The following is an 8880-nucleotide window of genomic DNA, read 5'->3' as shown; positions in this document are numbered from 1 at the left end:
AACGTGCGCCCAAGCACCTCGACGGTCTCACAGACTATGCGCCAGAGTGCGCCCTTTATCTCGCGTCGAACCGATCATCATTGCAGGCCGTCACACGTACCGAGCTGTCCGGCCTCCTCGACCATGACGATCGCACCCGACAGCTCTGCCTTCACGCGCGCGACCTGTTCGGGGCGGGCCGTGCCGTCGATTACGCGGGCATGACGCGCCAGGAAGCGGGCAACCGTACTCACGTCGGCACCGGTATCGCGCCCGAACTCGCTCGCCTTCACGCTGGCGATGGCGAGCCCGATCACCGCCCGGCCCTCCGCCTTCGCTACCGCCGTCACCGGCGCCATCGCGGTGGACTTGCCGCGGCCCGACCCGCCCTGCACGTTGACCACCCGGTCGGACGAGGACAGCATCAGCACGGCTGCGGCTTCCTGGCCCGCATTGAGCCGGTGCAGCCCCAGTTCGCGTGCCGCCTCCTGCGCCCGGACCGCAGCGTCGACCGGCGGAACGATCGGGGCGGACTGCCCCTTTCCTGCCTCGACGGTGGCAAGATACGCCTGTTCGAGGCGCACCAACCCTTGCGTCGTCACCATCCGATCACCGTCGCCGAGCAACAGGCCTTTCTCCTGCAGCAGCGCCAACCGGGCCTCGACATCGGCGACCGTCACCGGCCCGCCGCGCGACAGGCTCTCGCGGATAAGCTCAAGCCGGTCGAACGCTGCCTCCCGCTCACCAAGATCGCGTACCGCCGACGCGACTGCCTGCGCCGCGGCATAGGCGCGCGGCTCCAGTCGTCCGAGCCGTTCAGGGACCAGCGGGTCGCCGTCGCGCGGGGTCAGCCCCATGCGTCCGGCGATGGCAAGTCCGCGCTCCCCTATTCCGCGCACGCCCCGCACCGTGCGCGTCCAAACGTCATGCCCGCGCCCCGCCTCCGCCATCGCACCCTTTACCAATGCTGCCGGATCCAGCCCCTGCTCCGCCGCCAGCCTCCGCCACCCTTCCGCGCGCTGCTCCGGGGCGAGTTCGGGCGATTTAGGATCGCGGGTCGCCAGCGCTGCATATTCGCGCGTCTGCGGGGTGTTCTCCAGTCCGCGCGCCTTGATGTACGCATCGATCTCGGCCGAGCGGACGGAGAATGCTTCCACCACCGCGCGCGATACGCCGGCGATCTCGAAGGCGCCGTTGCGACCGTCGTGCCGGGGAATGGTGGCGAAGCCGAGCGTCTCGACCCGGCTGCGCAATGCGGACAGGAACACCGCGTCCATGACGTGCTGGCACTCGTACAGCTGGTCGGCGTGCAGCGCCCGCCACTTGCCGTCGGCGGTGCGGGTCGCGTTCGCGATGACGTTGTGAACGTGCAGTTGCGGCTCGCCGCTGCGGTTCACATCGTGCAGGAAGGTCGCGGCGACGAACCGGCCAGTCGTCTCGGGCACCTGTCCCTTGCCGGTCCAGACCCGCGCTTGCGCGATGTTGCGCTCCGTCCAGGCGAGGGTCGCGGCAGCTGCCTGTCGCACCGCGACCACCAGACGCTGGTCGCCCCCCACCAACGCCAGGATCGACACCGACTTGGGCACGGACATGGTGACGTCCCAGCCCGGCCGGTGCTCACCGCGCTTGGCGTCAAGCACGGCACCGTTGGGGAGTTCGCCTGCGAGCACCTTCTCAAACTGCCCGGCATTGACCTGACCTGACAGCCCGAGCTCAGCCGCCCCCTCTCCTGCCCAGGCGCTTGCGCCTTCTGCCTGATCAGCGGTGTAATAGTTGTCGCGGGCATAGTAGCTTGCCGCATCCCCGGGCGATCCGACCGAACCGATCGAGATCATCGCCGCGCCTCCGTAAGCCTGTTTTGTTTCACCGTAACCCGCATCGTATCGCCGTCGAAACGGGTGTCGCAGTTGGTGGTGGAGAAGCGATACCGAAGCAGGGCGCAGGTTGCGTGGCTGGTGTTCCCGGTTTGCAGATCCGAGGAGCGAACCGCCAGCCAGGAAACCGGCAGCATGCGCGCTACACCATGGTAGCTGGCCACACAGACCAGCCAGAATAACGCTACCCCGACCACGACCCTGCGCGGTGACCAGTCCTGGTCCCAGATCAGAAATCGGACGATGGTTCTCGGGGCTTCGACGGATTGCTTGATCGTCGCGTTCAGCGTGCGCAGCGCGATCGTATGCGCCTCCTGCAGTGTACGCATTTCCTTGAAGCCAGAATGCTCCTCGATGCGCTTCAGCGCAGCCATGACCCCGGTCATCACTGGCGACGCGGCAAGCGCGGCAATCTGCTCCGCGGGCAGTTCCTTGATCCTTGCCAGAAGCAGATCGGTGAGCCTGCCCATCTCGGTTGTCAGCTGCGCGATGATGGCGGTGCGGGCTTCGCTGACCCCAATCGCATCCTCTTTCGCTGACTGCGCCAGCTCGGCGTCACGCTTGCCGTTCTGACGCAGCACGCGGTTGAGTTCGACCAGCAGAGTGCGAACTTCTGCAGTCAGGTGCTGAAGGTCCGCCGGCGTGGGAAGCACGGGGCGGTCGAACACGGCCCTGCCTTCGCGACGCGCACCGACCGCCTCTGTCAGAATGTTCCGGATGAGATCGGCGCGTTGCAGTCCATCATCGGCGGCCCAGCGGTTCAGCGCTGCCTCCAGTTCGTCCGATATGCGTGCGGTTATCTGCACCATCGATATGATCCCCCGCCGGGGACATATCGCCACCGGATTGCACCTCGCCCCCTGTCAGCATAACCTGACCAAAGCACGAGCAGTGCACTATCATGCACGGAGTGTGCCGCAAGTTGCAAGAACGTTCCTCCATCGGGCAGCGGATCCGCGCCGTTCGGCAACAGGCCGGGTTATCGCTTGATCGCTTCGCTGAGGCGCTGGGCTGTTCGCGGCGCGCACTCATTAATTGGGAGCAGAACGCGGCCGAACCCCCGATCGCAATCCTGCCCAGGCTGCGGGACCTATACGACGTCGATCCCGAATGGATCATCCGGGGTGAGGATCTCGTGCCGCGATCCAGGTTCAGACCAACCGACTGGGCAAGGTTCGATCGCATCGCGAAGGACGTCGCCGCAGCCTGCAAGCAGGTCGGAATAGCATTCGATGATGACGTCATTACCGGCCTCGTCCGCGACCTGTTCGATGACGAACCAGCCGACTATGAAGCGAACAGCAAGCAGTTGCGAAGGACCCTGCTTGCGATCGCCAGGGGCAAGGCGTGATGAAGCAGCAGAACAAGGCATGGGACGCACGACTGAGGGCCACATCCCGCGTTGTGACCAGGCGGCAGCGCAATCGGCCTGTGGTGGCCGGACTGACGCTATCGACCGTCTTGCTGGCTATCGTTGGGCTCGCGGTGGATTTGTGGTTCGCACCGGCGCTGACGCCCCTCACCTGCTACGGGCCGGCGGCGTTATCCTGCGGTGTCCTGCTTGCCTTTCTGTTCAGCAAACGCTTGTGGGTTACCCTGCCTCCAGGGTCATAATCGACAGGGTCTTGGGAGCACGAGAAAGCGCTGCTTGAGCGACGCTCCTGCTGCGTCATGGATGGTGCGAAACAGACCTCGACCATCATCAGGATCGCCCTGTCCGCTGCCATGCGCGCATCTGGTAATTGGCCAGATCGATACAGGCTTCCCCTCCCAAACAGATGCCACCAGCAACGCTCTGAAAGCGTCGCTGTAGCGGCGTAGCGGTGTCGTAGCACGTCGCGATCAAGCTTCAGGGTGTCCCGTAGCAGCAGCGCTACGATGCTACACAGTTGTTTTGATGAGAGATTCCCGCTGCGCACACCTGCTATTCATAGCGTGGTGTGTGCTCCTCCCCCTTTGCCGATCGTGATGGCGTCGTTGATCGATTTGATGACCTCGGCATCGTTCCTGGCTTCCCGTGGGGTCTTCGGCCGGCGTGACAGCCGGCCAGCAGACCGTATCTGTCCCGATCATCGGGACCGCGCCCAATCGCCGCGCTATCCGGGCTGTCGATCGATTAGTCGAACGTGGCGGGTCGCGGATGGCTGAGCGGCCGTTCGAACGCGATATCGATCTCGCCGACCTCGTCCATGTCGAGGGTGTCGAGGATGTTGGACGAGGCGCTTCGGGGCGGCTCTACGTCCTGCGGTAGCGGCGTCTCGGGCATGCCGCGGTCGCGATCGTCGGTCATGCGATTATCCTGTTCGTCAGCAGCCCGGATTGGCCGATTGTGCGTCCAGCCATGCCGCTGCCAATGCGGCGAACTGTACGTCGTTCAACATGTCCGGCGACAACACCTGGCGGTCGCGCATAGCCCGCCGGATCAGCGTGATCAGATGGGCAAGTTCGGATGTTTCGAATGGGTCATTTATTGCGAGCTCGCAGCTGCGGTTTCCTGCCATGATGGCGAGATGGAAGATGCGGTCGAACGGTCCTGCCGACGCCGGCTCGGAACGGTCGAAAAAGCCGATCGCATCGGCATGCTCGAGCAACGCGGACCGGTCCGTCGGCGTGACCTGCGACGCCAACCGGAATCCTCGTGGTATCGCACACCCAACGAGCGGAAAGACAGTCGCGGGCCAGCCGGATCAATACCTCGGTCGTGAGATCCGGCAACGGCTCCGGAAAGGCCAGCAGACGCGCGCTGTCGCCATGGCATAACCGCAACATGCTAGGTCCGGACATCAAGCCCTGTAGCCCCGCTGCGAGGCTCCCCGCGCGTTGCGCGCGCCGCCCGGTTGGCCGCAGCCAGCGGCATCGTAACATCGGTTCAAATTGAACGCGGTCTGCTCGGTCGCAAGGTCAGGAAAGTCGCCGCTATCCCGGACATTCCGACACACCGAAAAGCTCACCGCGGCGGTACGATCGCGACGCGGTCACGCCTGCCCCGGGGCATCACCCAGACAGACGCCTTCATCGCGCTGCCGAGCCTTGCGTCTGGCGTTCCACGCCACCTGCACCGCATTGGCCAGATGGGCGCGCTCGACGCGGTAGCCGGGGTCATCACCGTGCAGGATCGTGAGATGCGCCAGCGCCTCGTCGAACACCGCATCACCGGTCGCGGCGCGGACGGCGCGCAGCCAGCGTGGCGAGGCATGGGGATGCCGCCACAGCCACCAGCCCCGCGCCTGGTCGAGCCCGACCGGCACTGCCCAGATGACCAGCAGAACCACTGCGATGATCACAGAGCGCCTGCCACCGAACAGCGCCAGCGACAGGATCAGCCAGCTGACCGGAGCGGCGAACAGCGAGATGCTGAACGGCACTACCGCAAACCGGCTGACTTCGAAGCGCGCGAGCAGCCGGTCGCACCACGGCACCGTGTCAGTCGCGCCAGGGGTCATGCCCGCCTCCCATGCCGGTCGGGAACGGATCATGCCAGCCGGTGTAATGATCGTCGAACGCCGATCCCGAGCGATGCGGATCGTGCTGCCAGTGGTCGTGATGGTGGCTCGACAGATCGGTGCCGAACGGATTGCCGGCGACGTCGACCCCGCCGGTCATCGGCAGCCCCGTGACGGGGTTGATCGTCGGGGTATTACCCACCGCCAATCCGGCGGTGGGCGCGTGCCAGTCATCGAAGAACGACGCGATGCGATCGAACAGTCCCATGAGGTTCGGCCTCCTTGTGACGATGGCTCGACGATATACGCTTTCCGCATTCCCATCAAGCCGCGCTAGTGCCGTGCCATGCCGGTGTCCCCCGCCCTGCCCGAGCTACACGCGCGCATCGTCGCCGCGCTGACCGAGGCGCGCCGGGACGCAAAGCTGCGTCAGGTCGATCTGGCTAAGCGGCTCGGTTGGCAGCAGGCCTATGTATCGCGTTACGAGACCGGCGAACGGATGCTTGCAGTCGACGAATATGTCGCGGTCGCGCGCGCGATCGGCGTCGATCCGGTCGCGCTGCTGGCTCAGGTGCTGGATGGCGAGAACGCTGTCCCCGACTGAGGCGGGACGTCTGCCCGATGGGCAAAGGCCTGCTCCAGATGGTGAGCGATCTCACGTCCGAGCGGCTCGAAAGCCTCCCGCCGTTCGGCGGTGAGTTCCAGATCCGGGTTCTCGGCAAGTTCGCATGAGACATGCGTGTGCGCACCGTCCGGCAGCACCGTCAGCACGACCCGACCGAGCGGCCCCAGCCGGATGTGCCGGAAGTCATAGATCCAGCATCCCGGCTGCGCGGCATGTTTCGTGAACGTCACATCCGGCGGCAGGGCGATCATTGCCTTGTCCGGCCGTCGGGCAGCGCTGCCGTTTCGACTGCCCAAGCCACCGCTCCCGGCGTCTCGCGCCACGCCTTTCCGGCCTGTTCGACATACCACGTCGCCTCGTCGGCACCGCCCATGGTCAGATACCCCTGTGAAGGTTCGGGCGGTCTTGCGGCCAACAGGATCGCGGGCACGTGGCGGTTGCCGCGAAGCCCGTCACTCAGGATGGCGGAAGCGGTCGGATCACCGTCGCGGAAGGCAACGAGCGCCCGCGTGTAGGTGATGACGATGCCGCCATCATCCTCATGAAGGCGGAGCAGCTGACGCAGCTCGTCGTCGCGACCACGATCAAGCAAGACGAAGGCGAGTGTGTAGCGGATCCCCTGGTTGTCGTCAGGATTGAGTTCGAGCAGCGCGCGCCAGTGCGTCAGCGCTTCGTCCACGGCCCCTGTCCGGTACAGCGCCCCGGCAAGCCCGGCACGGGCACGCATATACGGCCGGGTCTGCAGCCAGCCCCAGAACTCACCTTTCAGTTCCTCGAACTCAGGTCCGAGCGCCAGTTCGCCGGCCTTCATGCCTAGCCGGTAGAGAGCGATTGCATCGGCATCGCTGACCACTGCCTCGTCGGCAAGCAGCACATAGGCATCGGCGCATAGCGGCGAAATTTCGACTGCCTTGCGAGCCAGGCGAACCCTTTCGGCGCCGCTCGCGTCCCAGGCATCGTACATAACGTCCTGTGCGTCATCGATGGCGGAAGTATCGATAACAGCGACTGCATTGTTCAGGGCAGCCGTGAGCGCAGCCATGTCGGCGACAGGGGCTGCTATCTTTGATGTCCTGACGCAGCCGGTCTTGCGTGGCCGGGCCGGCGGTCGTCTGTCGTCCATATGCCCTGCCTCCGATGGATTGCGGCTTCCCGATCGCATAGCATCGCGTCGGTCGGTCACGAAGGCGCTGTCGATAGCGGGGCTTGGGAACAGAACGAAGAGGTTCGGATGACGGCAATCAAACGGATCACGATCGGTGTACTGGCCTCCGGCTTCGCCATCGGCACGGTCACGCACACCCTGCATCTCGTCAACGTGGGATGGATCGTGTTCGATGACGCCCCGACCTGGATGAACGTCTATTGGACGGCGCTGACCGCGCTCGATCCGCTCGCCGCGGTGCTGCTGATCTACCGCCGTCCGATGGGCCTTGCCCTTGGCGCCGCCATCATCCTGAGCGATGTCGCGATCAACAGCTACGCACTTTATGGGCTTGCCCTGCCCTTCGGCTTCCTGTCGCTCCAGCTCCAGACCCTGTTCTGCGGCTTCCTGCTCGGTGCGGTCGGATTTCTGGCGACCAAGCATCAAGCACGAGAGGCAAACCGATGACGAAGGCGAGCACGGCTTACGTCGCCTGGATGAAGGCCGGCATGGACATGTGCATGCTGGGCGCGGAGGCCGGCACGGTAATGGCGCTCCGCATAGCACGCATCGCCGCCGGCGGGTCGGCCGGGGCGGCGGAAGCCGAGCTGATGGTGACCGAGAAGGTCTGCGCCGCGATCGAGCTACAGACCCGCCTGATGACCGGCGCGCTGGGCGTCACCCCGCTCGGGGCCACGCAAGGCACGCTGAAGCATTACCGGCGCAAGGTTTCCGCCAACAACCGGCGACTGAGCAGGCCGCGGAAAGGATCATGATGATCGCCGGCTTGTGTGAGGAAAGACGATGACGACAATCATGGCATTGCTCGCCGCAATGACGACGGCGCCTTCCTGCCCGGCCCCGACCGGTGAGCCGGTCGCGATCACATCCACGGTGCTGCCGGTGTACGCGCTGGGCGGCGACTATCAGGGGTCATCGCAGAACGTCTTTCTGAACGTACGCTAAGGGCGGGCCGCCGCTCCCGTGGTTCGGAGCGGCCTGAACCGCTCGCGAGGTTTGTCGATCTCGCTCCATAGATAGTCGCCGGTGAGGCTGATATGCTCCCAGCCCAGCGGGGCAACATGGGCGAGCAGGGTGTCGGGCACGTCGATGCCACGGTCACGCAGGTGACGGGCGGCACGGTCGGGATAGACGGTGTTCCGCAGGATGATGGCCGAGACGATCAGGTTGAGGCCAGAAGCGCGGTGCCGCTGGTTCTCGAAAGTGCGGTCGCGCAATTCGCCGAGGCGGTTGAAGAAGACGGCACGGGCGAGCGCGTTGCGGGCCTCGCCCTTGTTGAGGTTGGCGTTGGTGCGCCGACGCAGATCGGCATCGTCGAGCCAGTCGAGCATGAACAGCGTCACACCCACTTTATCGACAGCCCGCGCATCGTGGACAGCACATCGGCGTCCGACTTCCGGTTCGCGGACCTGAAGGAACGGCCGGGCACGGTGTTCCTGTGCTTGCCACCCGACCGGCTCGATGCCTATGCCCGCTGGCTGCGGCTGCTGGTGAGCCAGGCCGTCACCGACATGGCCCGCTCCCCTGCCCGGCCGGACAAGCCCGTGCTGTTCCTGCTGGACGAGTTCGCCGCGCTCGGCCGACTCGATCCCGTCGAGCGCGCGATGGGGCTGATGGCGGGCTACGGGATGCAGCTCTGGCCGATCCTCCAGGACATGCACCAGCTCAAGGCGCTCTATGGCGAGCGTGCCGGCACGTTGGGGGCACCTCAAGGTTTGTCATATGGACAGCGGCAGTCGGAACAAATGGTCAACAAAGGCCTGAGCGTTGCCGCAAAGTATATTAAGTTTCGTG

13 protein-coding genes and 2 pseudogenes are annotated in these 8880 nt (G+C 65.2%); 6 read left to right on the top strand and 9 right to left on the bottom strand.

Translation table 11 applies throughout. The annotated features are described in order from the left end of the window. Positions 1-77: 77 nt before the first annotated feature. Together mobF and J2Y58_RS20295 are read right to left on the bottom strand one after the other, a co-directional pair. On the bottom strand, positions 78-1814 hold the full coding sequence (mobF, locus tag J2Y58_RS20300; RefSeq protein WP_310107203.1) for a MobF family relaxase: 1737 nt from the start codon (positions 1812-1814) through the stop codon (positions 78-80). Then, entirely contained in the window at positions 1811-2662 is an 852-nt protein-coding gene (locus J2Y58_RS20295) for a hypothetical protein (protein WP_310107202.1), read from the bottom strand. Before J2Y58_RS20295 ends, mobF begins: the two co-directional genes overlap by 4 nt. Before the next feature lie 92 nt (positions 2663-2754). Here J2Y58_RS20295 and J2Y58_RS20290 point away from each other — a divergent pair, with 92 nt between their 5' ends. After that, positions 2755-3204, top strand: a complete 450-nt coding sequence (locus J2Y58_RS20290; RefSeq protein WP_310107199.1) for a helix-turn-helix transcriptional regulator — start codon at positions 2755-2757, stop codon at positions 3202-3204. Between the two features lie 765 nt (positions 3205-3969). Here J2Y58_RS20290 and J2Y58_RS20285 read toward each other — a convergent pair. From J2Y58_RS20285 to J2Y58_RS20270, 4 genes are all read right to left on the bottom strand, one after another. Then, a complete protein-coding gene (locus J2Y58_RS20285; protein ID WP_310107197.1) occupies positions 3970-4143 on the bottom strand; it encodes a hypothetical protein in 174 nt (57 codons plus the stop codon). Between the two features lie 16 nt (positions 4144-4159). Continuing rightward, positions 4160-4480 carry a hypothetical protein gene (locus tag J2Y58_RS20280; RefSeq protein ID WP_310107195.1) on the bottom strand — a complete coding sequence of 107 codons (321 nt, stop codon included), beginning with the start codon at positions 4478-4480 and terminating at the stop codon, positions 4160-4162. 348 nt (positions 4481-4828) lie between these two features. Then, a complete protein-coding gene (locus J2Y58_RS20275; RefSeq protein WP_310107193.1) occupies positions 4829-5296 on the bottom strand; it encodes a hypothetical protein in 468 nt (155 codons plus the stop codon). Beyond that, positions 5277-5564, bottom strand: a complete 288-nt coding sequence (locus J2Y58_RS20270; RefSeq protein WP_310107191.1) for a hypothetical protein — start codon at positions 5562-5564, stop codon at positions 5277-5279. The genes J2Y58_RS20275 and J2Y58_RS20270 overlap by 20 nt, the downstream gene beginning before the upstream one ends. 84 nt (positions 5565-5648) lie before the next feature. Between J2Y58_RS20270 and J2Y58_RS20265 the strand changes: the two genes are divergently transcribed. Continuing rightward, positions 5649-5900 (top strand): helix-turn-helix transcriptional regulator, encoded by a 252-nt coding sequence (locus tag J2Y58_RS20265; protein ID WP_310107190.1) that lies wholly within the window; start codon positions 5649-5651, stop codon positions 5898-5900. Here J2Y58_RS20265 and J2Y58_RS20260 read toward each other — a convergent pair. Both J2Y58_RS20260 and J2Y58_RS20255 read right to left on the bottom strand, forming a co-directional pair. Further along, on the bottom strand, positions 5864-6172 hold the full coding sequence (locus J2Y58_RS20260) for a hypothetical protein (RefSeq protein WP_310107188.1): 309 nt from the start codon (positions 6170-6172) through the stop codon (positions 5864-5866). The two genes, J2Y58_RS20265 and J2Y58_RS20260, sit on opposite strands and share 37 nt — an antisense overlap. After that, entirely contained in the window at positions 6169-6963 is a 795-nt protein-coding gene (locus tag J2Y58_RS20255; protein ID WP_310107186.1) for a hypothetical protein, read from the bottom strand. The genes J2Y58_RS20260 and J2Y58_RS20255 overlap by 4 nt, the downstream gene beginning before the upstream one ends. 189 nt (positions 6964-7152) lie before the next feature. Here J2Y58_RS20255 and J2Y58_RS20250 point away from each other — a divergent pair, with 189 nt between their 5' ends. Genes J2Y58_RS20250 through J2Y58_RS20240 form a run of 3 tightly spaced genes read left to right on the top strand, consistent with a single transcriptional unit; the run spans position 7153 to position 8031 of the window. Further along, complete coding sequence (locus tag J2Y58_RS20250; protein ID WP_310107184.1) at positions 7153-7533, top strand: hypothetical protein; 381 nt, start codon at positions 7153-7155, stop codon at positions 7531-7533. Next, entirely contained in the window at positions 7530-7841 is a 312-nt protein-coding gene (locus tag J2Y58_RS20245; protein ID WP_310107181.1) for a hypothetical protein, read from the top strand. Before J2Y58_RS20250 ends, J2Y58_RS20245 begins: the two co-directional genes overlap by 4 nt. Before the next feature lie 28 nt (positions 7842-7869). Next, positions 7870-8031 (top strand): hypothetical protein, encoded by a 162-nt coding sequence (locus tag J2Y58_RS20240; protein WP_310107179.1) that lies wholly within the window; start codon positions 7870-7872, stop codon positions 8029-8031. Here J2Y58_RS20240 and J2Y58_RS20235 read toward each other — a convergent pair. Beyond that, a pseudogene (locus tag J2Y58_RS20235) lies at positions 8028-8450 on the bottom strand (Tn3 family transposase); the annotation flags it as partial. The gene J2Y58_RS20240 and the pseudogene J2Y58_RS20235 sit on opposite strands and share 4 nt — an antisense overlap. Here J2Y58_RS20235 and J2Y58_RS20230 point away from each other — a divergent pair. Next, positions 8421-8804, top strand: a pseudogene (locus J2Y58_RS20230) (type IV secretory system conjugative DNA transfer family protein); the annotation flags it as partial. The pseudogenes J2Y58_RS20235 and J2Y58_RS20230 overlap by 30 nt on opposite strands. Between the last annotated feature and the right edge of the window lie 76 nt (positions 8805-8880).

The sequence above is a fragment of the Sphingomonas sp. BE138 genome (genome assembly GCF_031456125.1).
In the GTDB taxonomy this organism is placed as follows: domain Bacteria; phylum Pseudomonadota; class Alphaproteobacteria; order Sphingomonadales; family Sphingomonadaceae; genus Sphingomonas.
This window is presented reverse-complemented; position numbering and strand designations above follow the sequence as displayed.

Excerpts from the sequence above, each read along its gene's own strand:
- J2Y58_RS20285 (WP_310107197.1), bottom strand. The coding sequence starts at position 4,143 with ATGACCGACGATCGCGACCGCGGCATGCCCGAGACGCCGCTACCGCAG.
- J2Y58_RS20240 (WP_310107179.1), top strand. The coding sequence starts at position 7,870 with ATGACGACAATCATGGCATTGCTCGCCGCAATGACGACGGCGCCTTCC.
- J2Y58_RS20255 (WP_310107186.1), bottom strand. The coding sequence starts at position 6,963 with ATGGCTGCGCTCACGGCTGCCCTGAACAATGCAGTCGCTGTTATCGAT.
- J2Y58_RS20245 (WP_310107181.1), top strand. The coding sequence starts at position 7,530 with ATGACGAAGGCGAGCACGGCTTACGTCGCCTGGATGAAGGCCGGCATG.
- J2Y58_RS20250 (WP_310107184.1), top strand. The coding sequence starts at position 7,153 with ATGACGGCAATCAAACGGATCACGATCGGTGTACTGGCCTCCGGCTTC.
- J2Y58_RS20260 (WP_310107188.1), bottom strand. The coding sequence starts at position 6,172 with ATGATCGCCCTGCCGCCGGATGTGACGTTCACGAAACATGCCGCGCAG.
- J2Y58_RS20290 (WP_310107199.1), top strand. The coding sequence starts at position 2,755 with ATGCACGGAGTGTGCCGCAAGTTGCAAGAACGTTCCTCCATCGGGCAG.
- mobF (WP_310107203.1), bottom strand. The coding sequence starts at position 1,814 with ATGATCTCGATCGGTTCGGTCGGATCGCCCGGGGATGCGGCAAGCTAC.
- J2Y58_RS20295 (WP_310107202.1), bottom strand. The coding sequence starts at position 2,662 with ATGGTGCAGATAACCGCACGCATATCGGACGAACTGGAGGCAGCGCTG.
- J2Y58_RS20275 (WP_310107193.1), bottom strand. The coding sequence starts at position 5,296 with ATGACCCCTGGCGCGACTGACACGGTGCCGTGGTGCGACCGGCTGCTC.
- J2Y58_RS20270 (WP_310107191.1), bottom strand. The coding sequence starts at position 5,564 with ATGGGACTGTTCGATCGCATCGCGTCGTTCTTCGATGACTGGCACGCG.